Origin of the sequence: Mesorhizobium sp. M0618, from assembly GCF_040320765.1 — a bacterium.
In the GTDB taxonomy this organism is placed as follows: Bacteria; Pseudomonadota; Alphaproteobacteria; order Rhizobiales; family Rhizobiaceae; genus Mesorhizobium.
This window is the reverse complement of the sequence record NZ_JAMYQH010000003.1, coordinates 90,681-111,321: the sequence shown is the minus strand read 5'-3', so window position 1 is coordinate 111,321 and position 20,641 is coordinate 90,681. Positions and strand designations below refer to the sequence as shown.

Here is a 20,641-nt window from a genome sequence, read left to right as displayed (position 1 = left end):
GTCGGCTCCAACCTTGGATGGCGCTCGGTTTCTAGTCTGGTGTGGCGGATTTGAGCGCCCGCCGCAAGATGCGGTCGAGTTCGCCCAGAAACCGCGACCGGTCTTGTGGCGCGAAGCTGGCATTGTACCCCTTGCTTTCGCCGGTCTCGCGCAGATGCTGCTTCAGGTCACGCATCGCCATCGCCATGCCGATCGTTTCCGGAGTGAAGGGGCGCCCCGTTGGCCCAAGCACATGGGCGCCGAGTGCCACCGCGCGGGCGGCCAGCGGAATGTCCGCGGTGATCACAATGTCGTTGGTGCGCGCATTGTCGACGATCCAGTCGTCGGCGGCATCAGCGCCCTTGGAGACCACGACATTGCGGACCATCGGATCGCGCGATGGCCGCAGGCCGCCATTGGAGACGTAGGTGACAACGACGCCATGCCGGTCGGCCACTTTTTCGACCTCGGCCTTGACCGGGCAGGCGTCTGCATCGACGAGAATGGCGGGGAGTTCGCTCATGTTTCTTTTCTCCCCCATTGTAAACCACGGAGGTCTCCGGCCGGTTAGGTGGCGGCCTGTGATCTTCCTCAGTAAACCACGACGCTTCTTATCGATTTGCCCTCATGCATGAGATCGAAACCCTTGTTGATGTCCTCGAGCTTCAGCGTGTGGGTGATCATCGGGTCGATCTGGATCTTGCCGTCCATGTACCAGTCGACGATCTTGGGCACGTCGGTGCGGCCGCGCGCGCCACCGAAGGCGGTGCCCATCCAGGTGCGTCCGGTGACCAGCTGGAACGGCCGTGTCGAAATCTCCTGTCCGGCGCCGGCGACGCCGATGACGACCGACTTGCCCCAGCCGCGATGCGAGGCTTCCAGCGCCTGGCGCATCACCTTGGTGCTGCCGGTGCAGTCGAATGTGTAGTCGGCGCCGCCGATCTGGTCGGCGCCACGCTTGGTCATGTTGACGAGGTGGGGCACGACATCGCCGTCGATCTCCTTCGGATTGACGAAATGCGTCATGCCGAACCGCTCGCCCCACTCCTTCTTGTCGTTGTTCAAATCGACGCCGATGATCATGTCGGCGCCGGCAAGTTTCAGGCCCTGGATGACATTGAGGCCGATGCCGCCGAGGCCGAAGACCACGGCTGTCGCGCCGATCTCGACCTTGGCGGTGTTGATCACAGCACCGATGCCGGTGGTGACGCCGCAGCCGATGTAGCAGATCTTGTCGAAGGGCGCGTCGGGGTTGACCTTGGCCAGCGCGATCTCGGGCAGCACGGTGAAGTTGGAGAAAGTCGAGCAGCCCATATAGTGAAAGATCTTGTCCTTGCCGATCGAGAAGCGCGATGAACCATCGGGCATCAGGCCCTGGCCCTGGGTGGCGCGGATGGCCGTGCACAGATTGGTCTTTCGCGACAGGCAGGAATGGCACTGGCGACATTCGGGCGTGTAGAGCGGGATGACGTGGTCGCCCTTCTTGAGCGAGGTGACGCCCTTGCCGATATCGACGACGATGCCGGCGCCCTCATGGCCGAGGATGGCTGGAAACAGGCCTTCGGGATCGGCGCCCGACAGCGTGAATTCGTCGGTGTGGCAGATGCCGGTCGCCTTGATCTCGACCAGCACCTCGCCCTCACGTGGGCCGTCGAGATCGACCTCCATGATCTCCAGCGGCTTTCCGGCGGCGACAGCGACAGCGGCGCGGGTTTTCATCAGGCGTCCTCCAATGCGGATTTTTTTCCAAGGTTTCAGGTTTTGCCGACACGATCAACTGGCAGCTGGCTCCCCGACTGGGCCACAGCGATGAATTGGAATCGCAAGTCATTGAAAGGCAGTGAATTGCATGGTCGGCTTGACCCTGCAAGCACAGGCCATAAAAGGAACGGCCGACCCGAGGGATGACATTTCGCATGTTCACCAAGATCCTGATCGCCAATCGCGGCGAAATTGCCTGCCGCGTAATCAAGACGGCGCGCAAGATGGGCATTGCCACGGTTGCCGTCTATTCCGATGCCGATCGCGATGCCGTGCATGTCGAGATGGCCGACGAGGCGGTGCATATCGGGCCTTCGCCAGCCGCGCTGAGCTATCTCGTCCCGGAAAAGATCATCGCCGCCTGCAAGGAAACGGGAGCCCAGGCCGTGCATCCCGGCTACGGATTCCTGTCCGAGCGGGCGGCTTTCTGCGAAGCGCTGGAAGCGGAAGGCATCATTTTCATCGGCCCAAAGCCCAAGGCCATCAAGGCGATGGGCGACAAGATCGAATCGAAGAAGTTCGCCAACGCCGCCAAGGTTTCCACCGTGCCCGGCTGGCTCGGCGTTATCGAGAATGCCGACCATGCCGAAAAGATAGCCGGCGAAATCGGCTATCCCGTGATGATCAAGGCTTCGGCCGGCGGCGGCGGCAAGGGCATGCGCATCGCCTGGAGCGAGGCCGAAGTGCGCGACGGCTTCGACCGCGCGCGCTCGGAAGCCAAGAGTTCGTTCGGAGACGATCGTGTCTTCATCGAGAAATTCATCGTCGATCCGCGCCACATCGAAATCCAGGTGCTGGCCGACGCGCATGGCAACGCGCTCTATCTCGGCGAGCGCGAATGCTCGATCCAGCGACGCAACCAGAAGGTCGCCGAAGAGGCGCCGTCGCCCTTCCTGGACGCCGCGACACGCAAGGCCATGGGCGAGCAGTCGGTGGCGCTGGCCAGGGCTGTCGATTACCAGAGCGCCGGCACGGTCGAATTCATCGTCGACAAGGACAAGAACTTCTATTTCCTTGAAATGAATACACGATTGCAGGTCGAGCATCCGGTGACGGAGCTCGTCACCGGCATCGATCTGGTCGAGCAGATGATCCGCGTCGCCGCCGGCGAAAAGCTTGGCCTGAAGCAAAGCGACATCAAGCTGAACGGCTGGGCGGTGGAAAGCCGGCTCTATGCCGAAGACCCTTACCGCAACTTCCTGCCTTCGATCGGCCGACTGACGCGCTACCGGCCGCCTGAGGAAGGACAATTCGGCGATGTCGTCATCCGCAACGACACCGGCGTCACCGAAGGCTCCGAAATCTCGATGTTCTACGATCCGATGCTCGCCAAGCTGTGCACCTGGGCGCCGACGCGTCTGGAGGCCATCGATGCCATGTCGGAAGCGCTCGACAGCTTCGTCGTCGACGGTATCGAGCACAACATTCCGTTCCTGGCCGCCTTGATGCAGCATCCGCGTTGGCGGGAAGGGCGGATATCGACCGCTTTTATATCGGAGGAATATCCCGACGGCTTCGCGCCGGTCGTACCGAACGACGATGAGAAGGCCGTGCTGGCGTCGATCGCGACCGCGGTGGAACTGCTGCGCCGTGACCGGCTCGACCGGCTGGGCGGGCGGCTGGCGCCGCATTCGGGAGCTCTGAAGCGCGACTGGGTGGTAAAGATCGGCGATGACTATCTGTCGGCGTCGATTATCGAGGGCATGATTTCCATTCCGATGGAAATCGATCTGTCGATCGAGGGCGGCAGGGCGTTGACCGTTGCATCAGACTGGCGGCCGGGCGATCTGATCTGGCGCGGCACGGTCGGCAAGCGCAAGGTTACGGCTCAGGTCAGGCCGGTTGCCAACGGCTTTCGCATAGCCTGGAAAGGCATGTCGGTGACCGCGCGCGCCATGCTGCCGCGCACCGCCGAGCTGGAAAGGCTGATGCCCGAAAAGGTGGCGCCGGACACGTCGAACCTGCTGCTTTGCCCGATGCCTGGCCTTGTCGTGTCGATTGCCGTTGCCGAAGGCCAGGAGGTCAAGGCCGGCGAGACATTGGCGGTGGTCGAAGCGATGAAGATGGAAAACGTGCTGCGTGCTGAACGCGACCTTGTCGTCTCCAAACTCAACGCCAAGCCAGGCGACAGCCTGGCTGTCGACGCTGTGATCATGGAGTTTGCGTAAGGCTGGCCGGGCAGGCAGCCTGTGATCAGCAGCGGTTTGTGCTGGACTGGCATCGCCCGGTCCCGGACAATACATCTCCATCGACTCAAGGACCTTCACGCAGCATCATGGCCGACGAAAAACTTCCCCGCGATCCCCTGAAGCGCGAAGCAGCGATTGCTGCGGCGAGGCCGGAGGCGCCGGCGCGGCCCTTCGTCCATCTGCGCGTGCATTCGGCTTATTCGCTGCTGGAAGGCGCCTTGCAGATCGGCAAGGTGGTGGCTCACGCGGTCAAGGACGAAGCCCCGGCCATCGCCGTCACCGACACCAACAATCTGTTCGGCGCACTGGAATTCGCGCAGAAGGCGGTGAAGGACGGCATCCAGCCGATCATCGGCTGTCAGACGGCGCTCGCCTTTTCCGGCGAAAACAGCGATGGCCAGCGCGACCGCAGGCGGCAGGGCCCGGATATGCGGCCGGTGGTCCTGCTCGCCGCGACCGAAGCCGGCTATTCCAATCTGGTCAGGCTGGTTAGCCGCGTCTACCTCGAAACGCCGCCGGGCGAAGCCGTGCACCTGACCACCGAAATGATGGAAGGCTTTTGTGACGGATTGATCTGCCTCAGCGGTGGGCCGCGCGGACCGATCGGCACCGCGCTCAAGGAAGATCGCCGCGATCTGGCCGAGGCACGGCTTTTGACCCTCAAGGCCATGTTCGGCGATCGCCTCTATGTCGAACTGGACCGGGTTTCCGGTTATGATCGCGTAATCGAGAAATCCTCGATCGATCTGGCCTATGCGCATGAATTGCCCCTGGTCGCCACCAACGAGGCGTTCTTTTCCTCTCGTGACGACTATGACGCACATGACGCGCTGATCGCCATCGCCGAGGGATCGGTCGTCGCCGCCGACAATCGTCGCCGGCTGTCGCCGGACAATTTCCTGCGCAGCCAGGCCGATATGGCGCGGCTCTTTGCCGATCTGCCGGAGGCGATCGACAACACTGTCGAGATCGCGCTGCGCTGCTCCTACTATCCCAGGAATCGCAATCCGATCCTGCCGCGCTTCACCGGCGGCGATGTCGCCGACAATGACGCCGCGGTGCAGGCGGAAGCCGACGAACTGGCCCGCCAGGCGCATGAGGGGCTCGACGCGCGCCTCGCCATGCATGGCCCAACCGCCGGCTATACGGTCGAGCAATACCGCGAGCGGTTGAACTTCGAGCTTGGCATCATCACCAAGATGAAGTTTCCCGGCTACTTCCTGATCGTTGCCGACTTCATCAAATGGGCCAAGGCGCAAGGCATTCCGGTCGGGCCGGGCCGCGGTTCGGGCGCAGGCTCGCTGGTCGCCTATTCGACGACCATCACCGACATCGATCCGCTGCGCTTCTCGCTGCTGTTCGAGCGCTTCCTCAATCCCGACCGCGTGTCGATGCCCGACTTCGACATCGACTTCTGCCAGGATCGCCGCGAGGAGGTCATCCGCTACGTCCAGCAGAAATACGGCCGCGACCAGGTCGGCCAGATCATCACCTTCGGTACGCTGCAGGCGCGCGCCGTGCTGCGCGACGTCGGCCGTGTGCTGCAGATGCCCTATGGCCAGGTAGACAAGCTCTCCAAGATGGTGCCGCAGAATCCGGCCAATCCGGTCAAGCTCGCCGACGCCATCGCCAACGAGCCGCGCTTTGCCGAAGAGGCCGAGAGGGAGCCGATCGTCCAGACGCTGCTCGACATGGCGCAGAAGCTGGAAGGCCTCTATCGCCACGCCTCGACCCATGCTGCCGGCATCGTCATCGGCGACCGGCCGCTGTCGGAACTGGTGCCGATGTACCGCGATCCGCGCTCGGACATGCCGGTCACCCAGTTCAACATGAAATATGTCGAGCAGGCCGGACTGGTGAAGTTCGACTTCCTCGGCCTGAAGACGCTGACCGTTCTGGAGACGGCGGTGAAGCTGATCCGCCGGCGCGGCATCGAGATCGACCTGGCGACGATCCCGCTCGACGATCCCGAGACCTACGCCATGCTGTCGCGCGGTGAAGTGGTCGGCGTGTTCCAGGTGGAAAGTGCCGGCATGCGCAAGGCGCTGATCGGCATGCGGCCCGACTGCATCGAGGACATCATCGCCCTGGTCGCGCTCTACCGACCGGGGCCGATGGAGAACATCCCGACCTACAACGCCCGCAAACATGGCGAGGAGGAGATGGCGTCGATCCATCCCAAGATCGACCATCTGGTGAAAGAGACGCAAGGCGTCATCGTGTACCAGGAACAGGTGATGCAGATCGCGCAGGAGCTGTCCGGCTACTCGCTCGGCGAAGCCGATCTGCTGCGCCGCGCCATGGGCAAGAAGATCCGCGCAGAGATGGACAAGCAGCGCGAGCGCTTCGTCTCCGGCGCGGTCGAGCGTGGCGTCGGCAAGCCGCAAGCCGATTTCATTTTCGACCTGCTGGCCAAGTTCGCCGACTATGGTTTCAACAAATCACACGCCGCCGCCTATGCGGTGGTTTCATACCAGACCGCCTATCTCAAGGCGCATTATCCGGTCGAGTTCCTGGCAGCGTCGATGACGCTCGACATGGGCAACACCGACAAGCTGGCCGATTTCCGCCAGGACGCGCTGCGCCTTGGCATCGAGGTTCTGGCGCCGTCGGTGATATCGAGCTTCCGTCCCTTCGAGGTCGGTGAGAACCGCATCTACTATTCGTTGGCTGCGCTCAAAGGCGTCGGCGACGCGGCGGTCGAACACATCGTTGCCCAACGTGGGGAAAGGCCGTTCAAGAACCTTGCTGATTTCTGCGAGCGGGTCGATCCCAAGATTGTCGGCAAGCGCGTCTTCGAAAGCCTGATCATGGCCGGTGCGCTCGATTGCTTCGGCCACGACCGCGCGTCGATGATGGCGGGCGTGGAGCGCATGATGGGACTGGCGTCGCTGGCGCAGCAGAATGCGGTTTCCGGCCAGCACGACATCTTCGGCGCTTCGCTCGGCGCCCAGTCGCAGGCACTCAATCTGCCGGCGACAGAGCCGTGGCTCGCCGCCGACCGGCTGCACCGTGAATTCCAGGTGGTCGGCTTCTATCTCTCGGCGCACCCGCTCGACGAGTACAAGGCGGCCCTGCAGAAGATGCGGGTTCAGACGTGGGCCGAGTTTTCGGCGGCCGTCAAACGCGGTGCCGCCGCCGGCCGTCTGGCCGGCACGGTGACGTCCAAGCAGGAGCGCAAGACGCGCACCGGCAACAAGATGGGCGTTATCGCCTTTTCTGACACATCCGGCCAGTACGAAGCCGTGCTGTTTTCCGAAGGACTGGCGCAATATCGCGATCTGCTCGAGGCCGGCCGCTCCGTGGTCATCACCGTTGCCGCCGAGGACAGGCCGGAAGGCGTCAATCTGCGCATCAACTCAGTGCAGTCGCTGGAGGACGAGGCAAGCCGTATCCAGAAGGCACTTCGCATTTTCGTGCGCAACGCCTCGCCGATCAACACGCTGGCCGGCCAACTGACCGTCAGGGGCGAAGGCCAGGTCAGCTTCGTGCTGATCAAGGAAGAGGGCGAGGGGGAAATCGAGATCGAGCTGCCGAACCGCTACCGGATTTCGCCGCAGATCGCCTCGGCGATGCGCGCGGTGCCGGGCGTGGTCGAAGTGGAGTTGGTGTGACCCCCGCTCTTTCTCGCGCGCGGCAATCAGCCGGGCGGTCGCTGCCGCGAACGCCAGCGCAGTCAGCATGAAGCCGGCACAGAGGAACGGGTCGCAGACGGTTTCAACCTTGGCGCGGCTGCGTGACAGGCTGCGCAGGCTCTATCATGGGCGCACGCCGGCCGCTTTCCGGTTCCAACTGGTGGCCGTCGTCATCGACCTCGCCATAATCGCTTTCTTCATCGCGACGCCGGTTCTTCAGGACAAGCCGTCATTCCTCTGGCTCGACTATTCGGCGGCCGCGCTTGTCGCCGCGGACCTGGTCGCCCGGCTGCTTGCCTCCAAAAACATGCTGCGGCTGATGAAGCAGCCGACGTCGTGGGTCGATGTCTTCATCCTTTTGACGCTGCTGATGCCGACGGCGTTCGCCAATCTCGCCTTCCTGCGCATCCTGCGGCTGTGGTCGCTGTCGCGCAGCGGTTCGCTCTGGCGGCATCTGGAGATGCGCGGCCTGCGGCCGTGGCGCGAGGCCAGCCACGCGGTCATCAACCTCTTGACCTTCCTGTTTGTCATCACCGGCTTCGTCTACACGTTCTTCTTCCGCACTGGCGCCGGCCTGGAGAACTATATCGACGCGCTTTATTTCACCGTCGCCACGGTGACGACGACCGGCTTCGGCGACATCGTGCTGCCGGGCATGGCCGGCAAGCTGACGGCAATCGTCACCATGATCATCGGCATATCGCTGTTTGTCAGACTGGCTCAGGCGATCTTCCGGCCAGCCAAGGTTTTGTTTCCCTGCCCGCAGTGCGGCCTGCGGCGGCACGAGCCGGACGCCGTGCATTGCAAAGCCTGCGGCCATCTCCTCAACATACCCGACGAAGGGAACTGACGGCCGGCGGGACTACGACGCCGCCACTTCGGCCGGCTTCATTGGCCTGCGCTGAAGATTGAGCAGATTGCCCATCAGGATCAGCAGCGCGCCACCGGCGGTGAAGGCGTCGATCTGCTCGCTATAGAGCAGCCAGCCAATCAGTGCCGATAGCGGCACGCGCAGGAAATCCATCGGCGAGACGATGGTCGCGTCGGCATGACCAAGCGCACGGGCCATGCAGAAATGCGACGACATGCCGGTGAAGGCGATCAGCATGATCCATGGCCACAGCTCCAGTGGCGGGTTGCGCCACGTATAAAGCGCCGGGATGAGACCGACCACCGATTGGATAACCAGCATCCAGAAGATGATGCGCACGACGCTGTCCGTCCGGGTCAGCGACTTGATCGTGACCACCGAGATGCCGAAGCAGGCCGCGGCACCCAGCACGACGAGATGTCCAGGATCGACCGAGCCGACACCGGGGCGCACGATGATCACCACGCCGATCAGCCCCAGCCCGATCGCTGCCAGCTTGGCTCGGTTCAGCCTTTCGCCAAGAAAAATCACCGCCAGGATAGCTGTCCAGATCGGCGTGGTGAATTCGATCGAGATCAGCACGGCCAGCGGGATCAAAGTGAGGGCGTAGAGCCAGGCCGCCTGGCCCGTGTAGTGGATGACGTTGCGGGCGATGTGGGCAATGGGGCGCCGCGTGCGCATGGCTTGAAAGCCGCCACTCGTCATCACCAGCGGCAGAAGGATGAAGAAGCCGATCACAGAGCGCAACTCCAGCACCTGGAAGACGTTGAGCTCCGCTGTCGTGGCTCGGCCGGCGACCGTCATCCCAAGGAAGGAAGCGATCGACAGCGCCATCCAGAACGCGGCCTTGGGGATCGAGGGTGTGGGTGCCATTCGCGCTATGTCGCAGCCCAGGACTTCTGCCGCAATCGCTACGCAAGGCATTCTTCTGGGCCAGTCGCGACTGCTGGATGTTGTGAAACAGTCATGTGGCGGGCGGAACCTGAAACGGCAAGTGGCGTTGAGTCCCGATGGTCAGCCGTGCTGGCGGACCGTCCCGCCTTTTTGAAGATCGACAGGGAGAGCTTCGATGAGATTCTTCGCGCAATTCGCGCTTGCCGGCGGTTTACTGGTTGCGGCAGGCGCGGCACATGCCGACGAGACGCAATTTCTCCAGTCGTTCAAGGGCAATTTCGCCGGCAAGGGTATCGTCAAGGTCACCACCGATGCGCCGACCGTGAACGTGTCCTGCACGTTCAGCTCGAACGCGACATCGACCTCCCTGTCGCTCGACGGCAATTGCCGGGGGCTTGTCGTGGTCACGCGTGCCATCAGCGCGGATCTGAAGGCCAGCGGCGCCAAATACAGCGGCATCTATGTCGGCTCTCGCACGGGACCGGCACAGCTCAACGGCAGCCGTTCGGGCAACGCGATCAACCTGGGCATTCGCTGGGCCAAGGAGGTCAATGGCGACCGAAGGGCGCAGATGAAGGTCGAGAAACGCGGCGAGAACGGCATGCGGCTGACCGTCATCGACACCGACCCGAAAACCGGCAAGAGCGTGGTGACGAGCAGGATTGATCTGCAGCGCACCTAATCCTCAAGCGGCTCCGGCGGATGGGCGTCGCGGCCCTTGCCGAATGTGTAGCCGGTTTCCACCGCCTTGCGGCCGAACTTGTCGCGGAGGGCATCGATGGCGCCTTCGGCCATGGCGCGCTTGCGCGATTGGATGTCGACCAGATCGGGCGGGTCGGCCTTGTCGTCGTCCGAAAGGTCGCTGACGCCGATGCCTAGCAGCCGATATTTCGTGCCGTCGGTTTCCTTGCGCAGAAGCTCCACCCCGGTCTGAAAGATGCGGTCGGCGAGCCGGGTCGGATCGCCGAGCTGGCGATTGCGCGTGCGCAGCTTGAAATCCTGGCTCTTCAGTTTCAGCACCACAGTGCGCCCGGCAATGCCTGACTTTTTCAGCCGTGCCGAAACCTTTTCCGAAAGACCCCTGAGAACCGCGACCAGTTCCTCTAGCGACGCGATGTCGGTGTCGAAGGTGGTTTCGGCCGATACGCTCTTGGCATCCTGGTCGGGATCGACGCGGCGGACGTCCTCGCCGCGCGAAAGGTGGTAGAGCCGGTCGCCCATCGTGCCGTAGCGGCGCATCAGGTCGCCGCGATCCATCTGCTGCAACTGGCCGATAGTGCGGATGCCGTCACGCTCCAGGGTGGCGTTGAATGCCTTTCCGACACCCCAGATCATGGTCACCGGCTGCGCCGCCAGGAAGCCGACTGCCTCGGCCTCGCCGATGACCGAGAAACCGCGCGGCTTGCGAAAATCAGACGCAATCTTGGCAAGGAACTTGCAATAGGACAGGCCGGCCGAAACGGTAATGCCGATCTCCTTCTCGACGGCCTGCGCGAAGCGCGCCAGCACCACAGCAGGCGGCAGGCCGTGCAGTCGTTCGGTGCCGGCGAGGTCGAGAAACGCCTCGTCGATCGACAGCGGCTCGACCAGCGGTGTCAGCGCTTGCATCATGGCGCGCACTTCGCGGCCGACGCGCACGTATTTTTCCATGTTGGGGCTGATGACGACCGCCTCCGGGCAGGCTTCGAGCGCCTTGAACATCGGCATGGCCGAGCGGACGCCCTGGATGCGGGCGATGTAACAGGCGGTGGAGACGACGCCGCGCTTGCCGCCGCCGATGATCAGCGGCTTGTCCTTGAGCGCCGGATTGTCGCGCTTTTCGATCGCCGCATAGAAGGCGTCGCAATCGATATGGGCCAGATGCAGCCGGTAAAGCTCGGGATGACGCACAAGCCGGGGGCTGCCGCAGCGCTCGCAGCGGCGCGTCGGGCTGCGCTGAAACATCAGGCAGTCGCGGCAAAAACCGTGATCGGGATTGTTGACAGGGGCCGCCATCGCTGCGAACATAAAGAGAACAGAAGCAATGGTACGACAGTGCAAGGCCAGCGACAAGGCTGGCCTGGGGAGAACGCATGAGCACGACCATAGCGCCGCTTGCGCCCGAGCTTTGGGCTGAATTCGAGGACCTCTTCGGCAAGCAAGGCGCCTGCTACGGCTGCTGGTGCACGCATTTCCGGCTGGCGCCGGCGATGCGCCGCGAGAGCAGCCGGGAACGCAACAAGGACCACATCAAGGCGCGTATCGAAGCCGGCCCGCCGCCCGGACTGCTGGCATTCGAGGATGGCCAGGCGGTTGGCTGGATGCAGATCGGACCGCGCGCCGACGTGCCCGAATGGAACAATCAGGGCAGGGGGTCGGCACCGGTCGATCCTGCCGACGCGGGGGATGCGGCCGTTTGGGCGATCTCCTGCTTCTTCATCCGCGCCAAGGCGCGCGGCAGGGGCATCACGCATCGCCTCGTCGAAGGCGGCATAGGTTTCGCCCGCCAGAATGGGGCCCGGCTGCTCGAGGCGTGCCCGATGGACCTGTCTCGCGATTCGCGCTCGATCGGCCTGTTCGTCGGTTCGTCACGGGTCTTCGAGAAGGCGGGTTTCGAGCGGCTGGTGGAACGCAAGGCCGGTCGCCCGCTGATGCGGCTGGTGCTTTGATCGAGATGGTCTGCCCGGGTGCCGTTGTCGATCTCACCTTGCGGTTGCAGCGGTAATTTCATACCAGACGGACAAAGTCTTTCTTCTAGGTCAAACGGAGAATTCGCGTGAACCGTGCCCTGCCATTCGTGTTCCTTCTTGCGTTGAGTGCCCCTGCTTTCAGCCAGACCGCCGACAGTCAGGGTGCGAAGCAATTGTCCGACGACTTGTCCCGCTATGTCGGCAAGCAGGCCATCGACAAAGGCATTTTGAAGGTTTCGCTCGAAGGTGGCGCCTACAAGATCGTGTTCGATTTCAAGGCACTTGCCGCATCATTTCCGGACCAGAAACTGCTGAAGTTCGACTTCGCGCCCTATGCCTTGATGGTCAAGCCGCGCAGCGACGGGTCCTGGGATATCTCCATGGATTTCTCCCAAACCGCCTCCTTCGAGTTCAACGGACCCGAGGGGCTGCAAAGCACTCAGTTTTCGATAAAGGACGGCAAGGGCTCGGGCGTCTACGATCCAAATCTGGCGGCCTTCACCAGCGGCACCAGCTCGATGGCCGGCATGACGATGGCATCGAAGGATGCCAAGCAGCACATGGAAGCCAGCACGGGCGCCGGCATCGCGACCGTTGCCGCGACCAAGTCGGCGACCGGGGGCGTCGATTTCACAACCTCGCAGAAGGTGTCGAGTTTTGTCGAAGCGATCAATTTCGATGACCCCGAGAGCGGGCTGAAATTCCCGGTCACCGTCAGGTCGCCTGAACTGTCGGTCGAAGCCAGCGGCAAGGGCATGCGGACCAAGCCATTGCTCGATCTCCTGGCATTTGCGGTGGCCAACGAGGACGAGGCGACGCTGAAGGACAACCAGGCGCAGCTCAAATCGCTTCTGCTCGCCGCCTTGCCGCTTTGGCAGCGTATCGACGGGACCTACGGTTTCAAGGATTTTGCGGTGGAAAGCCCGGTCGGCAATTTCGGCGCCACCCAGCTCAGCACCGTGTTCGGCACCGATGGCGTCGCCCAGAACGGCACGATCACGTACGGCATCAAGGCATCGGGGCTGACCGTGCCGACCCAGCTTCTGCCGAGCTGGAGCGTGGGGTTGTTGCCCACCGATGTCGATTTGAACTTTGGCGGCGCCAATATCGATCTCGACAGCATGGCGAAGAAGGCGATCGAAGCCTTTGATCTCAATAAGAATCCACCGCTGTCGGCCGAATTCGGCGAGCAGCTTAAAGTCGACTTCATGGCCAAAATGCCGAAGGTCGTGCTTGGCCACAGCACCGTGAAGAACAAGGACACGGAGATCGCGCTGGAAGGCGAGATGACATTCCTAGGCGAAAAGCCCGAAGGAAGCGTAACCGTCGATGTCGCCGGCTTCGACAAGCTTGTCGAAGGCCTGCAGGAAGCGGCAAAGTCGGAACCGGAGGTTGGCCAATACGTGCCAGTCGCTCTCATGGCGAAGGGCTTTGGCAAGACGCTGCCCGATGGCCGGCTGGAATGGATCGTCAATGCCAAGGCCGATGGCTCGGTCACCGTCAATGGCGTCATGCTGAAGCCCGCCGATCCGGCCGTGGACGACAGCGTGGATGATGGTGACGGCGCCGATGACAGCGGAGACGACAGCGGCGGCGCAGGTGCGAACTGAACCCCTGAAGCTGGAGTTCAGAGCCCCAGCGCGCTTGCGATCTTGGGCGCTGCCTCGTGCCAGTCCTGGACGACGACCACATCGTCCGTCACCGGCGGCAGGAATGCGCGCAGCGAATTGTCGGCCATCAGGTGGAACAGTTCGGCGTCGGCGACCGATTCCCGTACCGACGCCAGATTGTGCGGCTGATCGTCGACGAAAACCACCGGTCGGCCGGCCCTGCCGCGAAGCTTGGCCACTGCCGGTCCTTTGGCCATTTCAGTGGTCAGAAGCGGGTAGCTCAGCCCAAGCGCGTCGAGATGGACGCGACGCACGGCACGGTGCTTGTGCGGCATGGCCGTCAGCAAGATGATTTCCGCGCGGTCGCCAAACCCTGCCAGGGCTTCTGCAGCGCCGTCAGTAATGTTTTGCCAATCGGCTTGCGCGTCAAAGAAATCGGCCAGCAGTGCCGTGACTTCGGGCTGTTCGATCCGGCGGCCGCTGGCGGTCTCTGCGATGTTGCCGGTCAGCCGAAACGAGGCCAGCGTCAAGCCATAGCCGCGCGCCTTGAGGAAATTCGGAAACGGTCGGATGAATTCGAGCACGACGTCATCGACGTCGAGCACCAGCAGCGGTCGGTCGTCCGCTGCCAGTTCTTCAATCTGGCGCGCGGTTTCCGGATCATCGCTCATATGGAATGCTCGTGGTTGTCGTCGCCCAGCGGCAGCGACCGCAAGGCCTTGCCGACAGCCGCCGGCGGGGTGCCGGTTTCCTCGGCAAAGCGCATCAAAGTCGGCTCGTGGGCGAGGATGAATTGCAGGACACCGGCCAGAAAACCCGGCTCGCTGGCGGCTTTACGGATCGAATGGACCTCTATGCCGGTGATTGCCAGAAAGCGCGGCAGAAGCTCCGGATCGGAGGCGACGAAGCCCAGGGCCTTCACGGCAATCGATTCCGCTTCTTCGCGCATTGACGCTGCGTTTGCCATCACTACCTTCGGTGTGTGGAATGAGTCTCTCCCGCAGTAATGGCAAGAGTTGCTTGCGGCAAGCCATTAGAGCGGCGCCCGAGGTGGAATCCAAACAGCTTTTCGCACGGTGGATTTCCGTTTCGTCAATCATATTGCCGTAAAGTGAAGCAGGGTTTGGTGCGTTCAGACATGGGCGCATGACGGTCGCCTTCGAAGCGGAAGGACTGCCGGGACGGGATATCGATGCCGAAGAAGGTTATGATCGTCGAGGACAATGAGCTCAACATGAAGCTCTTTCGGGACCTCATCGAGGCAAGCGGTTACGAGACCGTGCGCACCCGCAACGGTCTGGAAGCGCTCGATCTGGCGCGCCAGCACCGGCCGGATCTGATCCTGATGGATATCCAGTTGCCTGAAGTGTCGGGGCTTGAAGTGACCAAATGGCTGAAGGAAGACGACGAGCTGCACGTCATCCCGGTCATTGCGGTGACCGCCTTCGCCATGAAGGGTGACGAGGAACGTATCCGCCAGGGCGGCTGCGAGGCTTATATTTCGAAGCCGATCTCGGTGCCGCGTTTCATCGAAACCATCAAATCCTATCTGGGCGATGCGTGATGTGCCCTTTCAGCCGAGCCGGAGCCTTGTGAAATGACTGCGCGGATCCTCGTCGTCGACGACATCCCTGCCAATGTGCGGCTGCTGGAAGTCCGGCTGCTGGCCGAATATTTCGAAGTGCTGACCGCCACCAACGGGCCGGATGCGATCGAGACCTGCGAGAACGGCAAGGTCGATGTCGTGCTGCTCGACGTGATGATGCCGGACATGGACGGCTTCGAGGTCTGTCGGCGGCTGAAGAGCGATCCGGCGACATCGCACATTCCGGTGGTGATGATCACCGCGCTCGACCAGGTTTCCGACCGCGTCCGCGGGCTCGAGGCCGGCGCCGACGACTTCCTGACCAAGCCGGTCAACGATCTGCAACTGATGACGCGCGTCAAGAGCTTGGTTCGCCTGAAGTCGCTGACCGACGAGTTGCGGCTGCGCGCCTCGACGACGCGCAACATCGGCATCGAGGAGTTGCTCAGCCGTAATTTCGCATCCGAGGACACGACGCCCAAAGTGCTTTTGATCGACGAACGCAAATCATCCGTCGAGCGCATCCAGAAGATGCTGCGCGACCGGGCCGATCTCGACGTCACACATGATCCGCATGCCGGTTTCTTCCAGGCCGCCGAGACGTCCTATGAATGCGTGATGATCTCGACCGCGTTCGCCGATTTCGATCCGCTGAGGCTCTGTTCGCAGTTGCGCTCGCTCGATCGCACCCGTTTCGTGCCGATCATCCTGCTGGCGGAGGAGGGCGAGGAGGAACGCATCATCCGCGGCCTCGAACTCGGCATCAATGATTATCTGATGCGGCCGATCGACCAGCAGGAGTTGACGGCGCGGCTGCGCACCCAGGTGCGCCGCAAGCGCTACAACGACCAGCTGCGCGCCAGCGTCACCCAGACCATCGAAATGGCGGTGACCGATGGACTGACCGGGCTGCACAACCGCCGCTATCTGGACAGCCATCTGCAGACGCTGTTCGATCGCGCCGTGGCGCGGCGCCGGCCGCTGTCGGTGATGATCACCGACCTCGACCGCTTCAAGGCGATCAACGACGCGCACGGTCATGACGGGGGCGACGAGGTTCTGCGGGAATTCGCACGGCGGCTGCGCAAGAATGTCAGGGGTATCGACCTTGCCTGCCGTTTTGGCGGGGAGGAGTTCGTCGTGGTGATGCCGGACACCGAGGGCGCGGTGGCCGAGAAGGTAGCCGAGCGCATTCGCGCCGAAATCGCCCAGGCAGCTTTTGCCATCGGCCAGGACGGCAAGGCGATCGAAGTCACGGTCAGCGTCGGCGTGTCGTCGGTGCTGAAAGGCGTGGACACGGTGGCGGCGCTGATGAAGCGTGCCGATCTCGCGCTCTACGAAGCCAAGAGCGGCGGCCGCAACCGGGTTGTTGCCAAAGCCGCATAACCGGCCAAGGCTCCGAATATCCAGTCAACCCGACAGGGTTACCCGTTTACCTTAATCCAAGCGATTCGCGAGCCTTGGTTAAGAAACTGTTGATTTTCATAAGCTCTTGCGCAACTGTGCAGGCCAAGACGAAGCCGGCACGAGGATAGAAAGCCGGCTCCGATCCCTGGGAATACCCCATGATGCTCAGGTCCGCCGCATCTCCTGGGTCCGTGGGGTCGGCCGGCCGGCGCTGGCACATAGTGGCCTCCTCGTACCGCTGCCAAACGCCGACCGGCCCCCTTCTCTCCAAAAGAACATCAGAACTCCGTGCCAAAGCACGGAGGAATCTGCGTTTCTGCATGTGAAATCGGAACACCCGTTCTAGCCGTTCCTACACAGTTTCGCTGTGAGGGCAGCCAACGATGAGGGGAAGAATACCCCTTCCATTTCATACATATGGCGCACAAGAGGCTTGCGGCAAGACCCGGCTCCTCCCGTAAAACCGCGACCCAAACCAAGGTGCGGAAAACGGGAGTTATGATAATGATTTCAGATCATGCGGTTGTGATCGCCGGGGGTGGTCCGACGGGATTGATGCTGGCAGGCGAACTGGCGCTGGCAGGCGTGGACGTTGCCATTGTCGAAAGGCGACCGGATCAGAAACTGGCAGGATTGCGCGCTGGCGGCCTGCATGCGCGCACTCTTGAGGTGCTCGACCAGCGCGGAATTGCGGATCGGTTTCTTTCACAGGGACAGATATCGCCGTCCGTGGGCTTCCACATGATCCGGTTAGACATCAGCGATTTTCCCACGCGCCACAATTATCTGCTGGCGCTGCGGCAAAACCACATCGAGCGCATCCTGGCCGACTGGGTCGGCGAGTTCAAGGTGCCGATCTATCGCGGACACGAGGTTGCGGGGTTTGCCCAGGACGCCAGCGGCGTCGATGTCAAACTGTCCAACGGCCACCGGCTGAAGACGACATATCTGGTTGGTTGCGACGGAGGCCGCAGCACCGTTCGCAAATCAGCCGGTATTGAGTTCGCCGGATGGGATCCGACGATGAGCTGGATGATTGCCGAGGTCGAGATATCGGAAGAGCCGGAATGGGGCTTCCGCAGCAACGCCTTCGGAATTCATGCCCTGGGTAAGATCGAGGACGGCAAAAAAGTTGGCGTCGTGCTGACGGAACCATGCCTGGAGGCCCGCGGCGAACCGTCCCTGCGCGAGCTCAGCGAGGCGCTGATCGCCATCTACGGCACCGATTACGGGGTCCACAATCCGACCTGGCTCTCGCGGTTCACCGACATGACGCGACAAGCCGTGAAATACCGCGACAGACGCGTCCTGCTGGCCGGTGACGCAGCGCACGTCCACCCGCCGATGGGTGGGCAGGGCCTCAATATCGGCGTGCAGGATGCGGTTAACCTGGGATGGAAGCTCGCCCAAGTGGTCAAGCTGATATCGCCGGAAAGCCTGCTCGACAGCTATCACGCCGAGCGTCATCCGGTTGCCGCCCGCGTGTTGCGCAATACGATGGCGCAGGTCGCGCTTCGCCGCACGGATGACCGCAGCAAGGCCTTGGCCGACACTGTTGCCGAGTTGCTCGGCATGGATGAAGCCCGCAAGAAAATCGCCGCGGAGATGTCTGGTTTGGGTGTCCATTACGATCTTGGCGAGGGGCATCCACTGCTTGGGCGGCGAATGCCCGATCTCGATCTGACCACCGCCGGCGGGCCGTTGCGGGTCTTCACCTTGCTGCACGACGCGCGGCCCGTGCTGCTCAACTTCGGTGAGCCCGGCAGGCTGGACCTCGCGCCCTGGGCTGATCGGGTCCGGCAGATCGACGCCGGTTACGCCGGTATCTGGGACCTCCCGGTGCTCGGGAGGGTCGCCGCGCCCGGCGCCGTCTTGATCCGGCCCGATGGTTATGTGGCTTGGGCCGGGGCGGGAACCCAACAGGGGCTGGTGGACGCGCTGACCACCTGGTTCGGGTCGCCTGCTGCCTCAGATTAGATACGATCGAAGCGCGATCGCGCGACCGCCTTGAAAGTATTGCGTCGCTCCCTCCGACAGTGCTCCTGACAGTTGGTTGACAGGAGCTTCCTTCTGTGCAGAAATTGGTTGGACCATTGGACCACTTGGAGGAAATATGGACCAGAACAGCCTGCCACCCATTCAGACCACGGCGCGCGACGACGCCGTGTTGAAGGCGTTGGTGGGATTTGTTCGCGCCGAAGCCCTGCAGCCGGGTGAGAGACTTCCAACCGAACGCATTCTGGCCGAGCGGCTGAAGGTCAGCCGCAACACCGTGCGCGAGGCACTGACGCGCTGGGAAGGGCTCGGCCTCGTCGAGAGGCGGCAGGGCAGCGGCACCTATCTCAAGGCGGCTGTTTCACACGATATGCTGCACATGCCGCTGACGCTGGCGGGCGGCAATGATTTCACCAGCCTGATGCAGACGATGGAGATCCGCCGCGCGCTGGAGGCGGAGGCCGCAGCTCTTTGCGCCGAACGCGCCAGCCAGGCAGATATCGCCGAAATCGCACGCAAGCTCGACATCATGGAGCAGGCGTTCCGCACGCGCGACGGCATGTCGTCGGAAGAGGATTGGGAGTTCCACCAGGCGATCTACCGGGCCTCGGGTAATCCGCTGTTCGAGCAGATCATCGCCGCCATGTACGAGTTGTTCCACCGCTTCTGGGAGCATCCGCTCGGCGTGCGCGACTTCGGCCACGCCAGCTTTCCCTACCACCGCACCATCTACGAATGCATCGCCGCGCACGACCCGCAGGGCGCCCGCGCCGAGGCGCTCAAGCTGATCGCTACCGTCGAGGACGACCTCAAGCGCGGTGCCGCCAAACTCAAACTTTCGAGCCAGACATGAACGAGCATCCATCCGGTTTCGATCACGACTATCTCGCCGAGGCGGCGACACTCTTGGCGCATGACGAACCGTTCCCTGGCGGTGCGGTGGTGCCGCCGATCTACCAGACCTCGCTGTTCACCTTCGCCAGCTATGCCGAGATGGCCGATACCTTTGCTGGCAAACGAAAGCAGCCGATCTATTCGCGCGGCGACAATCCGACGGTGATGGAGTTCGAGGCGCGCGTGGCAGCGCTTGAGGGCGCAGAAGCCGCGCGCGGCTTTTCCAGCGGCATGGCGGCGATCAGTGCCACGGTGCTTGCGTTCGTTGGGGCAGGCGAGCGCATCGTGGCGGTGCGCAATTGCTATGGCGATGCCTACCGGCTGTTCGAGCGGCTGTTGCCTCGGCTCAACATCAAGGTCGACTATATCGACGGCTCCGACCCGGATGCGGTCGCGGCGGCACTTCCCGGCGCCAAGCTGCTCTACCTGGAAAGCCCGACCTCGATGATGTTCGAGCTGCAGGACATCGCGCATCTGACACGGCTGGCCAAGGAACAGGGCATCGTCACCACCATCGACAATTCCTGGGCGACGCCGGTGTTCCAGAAGCCGATCGCGCATGGCGTCGACCTGGTGCTGCATTCGGCCTCGAAATACCTTGGCGGCCACAGCGACACCGTCGCTGGCGTCGTCGCGGGTTCGGCCGCTCATATCAAGCACATCAACGAGCAGACCTATTCCTATCTCGGCGGCAAGCTGTCGCCATTCGAAGCCTGGCTGTTGCTGCGCGGCTTGCGCACGCTGCCGCTGCGCCTGCCGCACCACATGAAGAGCGGCCTGACCATCGCCGAACGGCTGAAGGCGCATGCCAATGTCGAGCGCGTCAACCATCCTGTCTATTCGGACCATCCGGGCAAGGCGACACTGGCCGGCTATGCCGGTCTGTTCTCCTTCGAGGTGACGGACGAGATCGACATCCCCGTCTTCGTCGATGCGATGAAATATTTCCGCATCGGCGTCAGCTGGGGCGGGCATGAAAGCCTGGTCGTGCCGGCCAAGGCGTCGCTGGAGCAGACGCCTGGCCTGAATTCGATGGCGCGCTTCGGCGTCAGCCCCCGAACCATCCGCTTCAATGTCGGATTGGAGAGTGTCGAAGACCTGTGGGCGGATGTCGCCCAAGCCTTCGAAAAAGCCAGAAAATAACAAGCGGGT

The 20,641-nt window shown here is 62.7% G+C and carries 17 protein-coding genes; 11 read left to right on the top strand and 6 right to left on the bottom strand.

Annotated features, from left to right (window positions below; translation table 11 throughout):
• Positions 1–31: 31 nt before the first annotated feature.
• Positions 32–502: a YaiI/YqxD family protein gene (locus NKJ04_RS04545; RefSeq protein ID WP_352610702.1), complete on the bottom strand. Its 471-nt coding sequence runs from the start codon at positions 500–502 to the stop codon at positions 32–34.
• A 68-nt stretch (positions 503–570) separates the two neighbouring features.
• A complete protein-coding gene (locus tag NKJ04_RS04540) occupies positions 571–1,698 on the bottom strand; it encodes an S-(hydroxymethyl)glutathione dehydrogenase/class III alcohol dehydrogenase (RefSeq protein WP_352610704.1) in 1,128 nt (375 codons plus the stop codon).
• 197 nt (positions 1,699–1,895) lie between these two features.
• Between NKJ04_RS04540 and NKJ04_RS04535 the strand changes: the two genes are divergently transcribed.
• The 3 genes from NKJ04_RS04535 (at position 1,896) to NKJ04_RS04525 (ending at position 8,414) form a co-directional block, all read left to right on the top strand.
• The gene (locus NKJ04_RS04535; protein WP_352610706.1) at positions 1,896–3,908 is read left to right on the top strand and encodes an acetyl-CoA carboxylase biotin carboxylase subunit; all 2,013 of its coding nucleotides are present in this window, start codon (positions 1,896–1,898) and stop codon (positions 3,906–3,908) included.
• 107 nt (positions 3,909–4,015) lie between these two features.
• Positions 4,016–7,543 (top strand): DNA polymerase III subunit alpha, encoded by a 3,528-nt coding sequence (dnaE, locus tag NKJ04_RS04530; protein WP_352673691.1) that lies wholly within the window; start codon positions 4,016–4,018, stop codon positions 7,541–7,543.
• 67 nt (positions 7,544–7,610) lie between these two features.
• The gene (locus tag NKJ04_RS04525; protein WP_352440260.1) at positions 7,611–8,414 is read left to right on the top strand and encodes a potassium channel family protein; all 804 of its coding nucleotides are present in this window, start codon (positions 7,611–7,613) and stop codon (positions 8,412–8,414) included.
• A gap of 12 nt (positions 8,415–8,426) precedes the next feature.
• On the opposite strand, the gene NKJ04_RS04520 is transcribed toward NKJ04_RS04525, so the two are convergent.
• Positions 8,427–9,308, bottom strand: coding sequence for a DMT family transporter (locus NKJ04_RS04520; RefSeq protein WP_023810527.1), 882 nt, complete (start codon positions 9,306–9,308; stop codon positions 8,427–8,429).
• A 196-nt stretch (positions 9,309–9,504) separates the two neighbouring features.
• On the opposite strand from NKJ04_RS04520, the gene NKJ04_RS04515 reads away from it, so the two are divergent.
• The gene (locus tag NKJ04_RS04515; RefSeq protein WP_023810528.1) at positions 9,505–10,011 is read left to right on the top strand and encodes a hypothetical protein; all 507 of its coding nucleotides are present in this window, start codon (positions 9,505–9,507) and stop codon (positions 10,009–10,011) included.
• On the opposite strand, the gene NKJ04_RS04510 is transcribed toward NKJ04_RS04515, so the two are convergent.
• Positions 10,008–11,336, bottom strand: a complete 1,329-nt coding sequence (locus NKJ04_RS04510; RefSeq protein WP_128303383.1) for a DNA polymerase IV — start codon at positions 11,334–11,336, stop codon at positions 10,008–10,010. The two genes, NKJ04_RS04515 and NKJ04_RS04510, sit on opposite strands and share 4 nt — an antisense overlap.
• A 65-nt stretch (positions 11,337–11,401) precedes the next feature.
• On the opposite strand from NKJ04_RS04510, the gene NKJ04_RS04505 reads away from it, so the two are divergent.
• Together NKJ04_RS04505 and NKJ04_RS04500 are read left to right on the top strand one after the other, a co-directional pair.
• On the top strand, positions 11,402–11,977 hold the full coding sequence (locus NKJ04_RS04505) for a GNAT family N-acetyltransferase (RefSeq protein WP_023810530.1): 576 nt from the start codon (positions 11,402–11,404) through the stop codon (positions 11,975–11,977).
• A gap of 107 nt (positions 11,978–12,084) precedes the next feature.
• Entirely contained in the window at positions 12,085–13,608 is a 1,524-nt protein-coding gene (locus tag NKJ04_RS04500) for a hypothetical protein (protein WP_352673689.1), read from the top strand.
• A gap of 17 nt (positions 13,609–13,625) precedes the next feature.
• Here the strand turns inward: NKJ04_RS04500 and NKJ04_RS04495 are convergent, their stop codons facing one another.
• Together NKJ04_RS04495 and NKJ04_RS04490 are read right to left on the bottom strand one after the other, a co-directional pair.
• The gene (locus tag NKJ04_RS04495; RefSeq protein ID WP_352673688.1) at positions 13,626–14,279 is read right to left on the bottom strand and encodes a hypothetical protein; all 654 of its coding nucleotides are present in this window, start codon (positions 14,277–14,279) and stop codon (positions 13,626–13,628) included.
• The gene (locus NKJ04_RS04490; protein ID WP_024503583.1) at positions 14,276–14,575 is read right to left on the bottom strand and encodes a DUF3572 domain-containing protein; all 300 of its coding nucleotides are present in this window, start codon (positions 14,573–14,575) and stop codon (positions 14,276–14,278) included. The genes NKJ04_RS04495 and NKJ04_RS04490 overlap by 4 nt, the downstream gene beginning before the upstream one ends.
• A 225-nt stretch (positions 14,576–14,800) precedes the next feature.
• Between NKJ04_RS04490 and NKJ04_RS04485 the strand changes: the two genes are divergently transcribed.
• From NKJ04_RS04485 to NKJ04_RS04465, 5 genes are all read left to right on the top strand, one after another.
• Positions 14,801–15,172, top strand: coding sequence for a response regulator (locus NKJ04_RS04485; RefSeq protein WP_013531932.1), 372 nt, complete (start codon positions 14,801–14,803; stop codon positions 15,170–15,172).
• A 33-nt stretch (positions 15,173–15,205) separates the two neighbouring features.
• A complete protein-coding gene (locus tag NKJ04_RS04480; RefSeq protein WP_023810534.1) occupies positions 15,206–16,579 on the top strand; it encodes a PleD family two-component system response regulator in 1,374 nt (457 codons plus the stop codon).
• 525 nt (positions 16,580–17,104) lie between these two features.
• Positions 17,105–18,577, top strand: coding sequence for an FAD-dependent monooxygenase (locus NKJ04_RS04475; protein ID WP_352673686.1), 1,473 nt, complete (start codon positions 17,105–17,107; stop codon positions 18,575–18,577).
• 136 nt (positions 18,578–18,713) lie between these two features.
• The gene (locus NKJ04_RS04470; protein ID WP_127296146.1) at positions 18,714–19,448 is read left to right on the top strand and encodes a FadR/GntR family transcriptional regulator; all 735 of its coding nucleotides are present in this window, start codon (positions 18,714–18,716) and stop codon (positions 19,446–19,448) included.
• A complete protein-coding gene (locus tag NKJ04_RS04465) occupies positions 19,445–20,632 on the top strand; it encodes a PLP-dependent transferase (RefSeq protein WP_352673685.1) in 1,188 nt (395 codons plus the stop codon). Before NKJ04_RS04470 ends, NKJ04_RS04465 begins: the two co-directional genes overlap by 4 nt.
• Positions 20,633–20,641 lie beyond the last annotated feature (9 nt).

Bases quoted from the DNA above. Each gene is read 5' to 3' on its own strand.
- NKJ04_RS04545 (WP_352610702.1), bottom strand. From the start codon at position 502: ATGAGCGAACTCCCCGCCATTCTCGTCGATGCAGACGCCTGCCCGGTC.
- NKJ04_RS04540 (WP_352610704.1), bottom strand. From the start codon at position 1,698: ATGAAAACCCGCGCCGCTGTCGCTGTCGCCGCCGGAAAGCCGCTGGAG.
- NKJ04_RS04535 (WP_352610706.1), top strand. From the start codon at position 1,896: ATGTTCACCAAGATCCTGATCGCCAATCGCGGCGAAATTGCCTGCCGC.
- dnaE (WP_352673691.1), top strand. From the start codon at position 4,016: ATGGCCGACGAAAAACTTCCCCGCGATCCCCTGAAGCGCGAAGCAGCG.
- NKJ04_RS04525 (WP_352440260.1), top strand. From the start codon at position 7,611: ATGAAGCCGGCACAGAGGAACGGGTCGCAGACGGTTTCAACCTTGGCG.
- NKJ04_RS04520 (WP_023810527.1), bottom strand. From the start codon at position 9,308: ATGGCACCCACACCCTCGATCCCCAAGGCCGCGTTCTGGATGGCGCTG.
- NKJ04_RS04515 (WP_023810528.1), top strand. From the start codon at position 9,505: ATGAGATTCTTCGCGCAATTCGCGCTTGCCGGCGGTTTACTGGTTGCG.
- NKJ04_RS04510 (WP_128303383.1), bottom strand. From the start codon at position 11,336: ATGTTCGCAGCGATGGCGGCCCCTGTCAACAATCCCGATCACGGTTTT.
- NKJ04_RS04505 (WP_023810530.1), top strand. From the start codon at position 11,402: ATGAGCACGACCATAGCGCCGCTTGCGCCCGAGCTTTGGGCTGAATTC.
- NKJ04_RS04495 (WP_352673688.1), bottom strand. From the start codon at position 14,279: ATGAGCGATGATCCGGAAACCGCGCGCCAGATTGAAGAACTGGCAGCG.
- NKJ04_RS04490 (WP_024503583.1), bottom strand. From the start codon at position 14,575: ATGGCAAACGCAGCGTCAATGCGCGAAGAAGCGGAATCGATTGCCGTG.
- NKJ04_RS04485 (WP_013531932.1), top strand. From the start codon at position 14,801: ATGCCGAAGAAGGTTATGATCGTCGAGGACAATGAGCTCAACATGAAG.
- NKJ04_RS04480 (WP_023810534.1), top strand. From the start codon at position 15,206: ATGACTGCGCGGATCCTCGTCGTCGACGACATCCCTGCCAATGTGCGG.
- NKJ04_RS04475 (WP_352673686.1), top strand. From the start codon at position 17,105: ATGATTTCAGATCATGCGGTTGTGATCGCCGGGGGTGGTCCGACGGGA.
- NKJ04_RS04470 (WP_127296146.1), top strand. From the start codon at position 18,714: ATGGACCAGAACAGCCTGCCACCCATTCAGACCACGGCGCGCGACGAC.
- NKJ04_RS04465 (WP_352673685.1), top strand. From the start codon at position 19,445: ATGAACGAGCATCCATCCGGTTTCGATCACGACTATCTCGCCGAGGCG.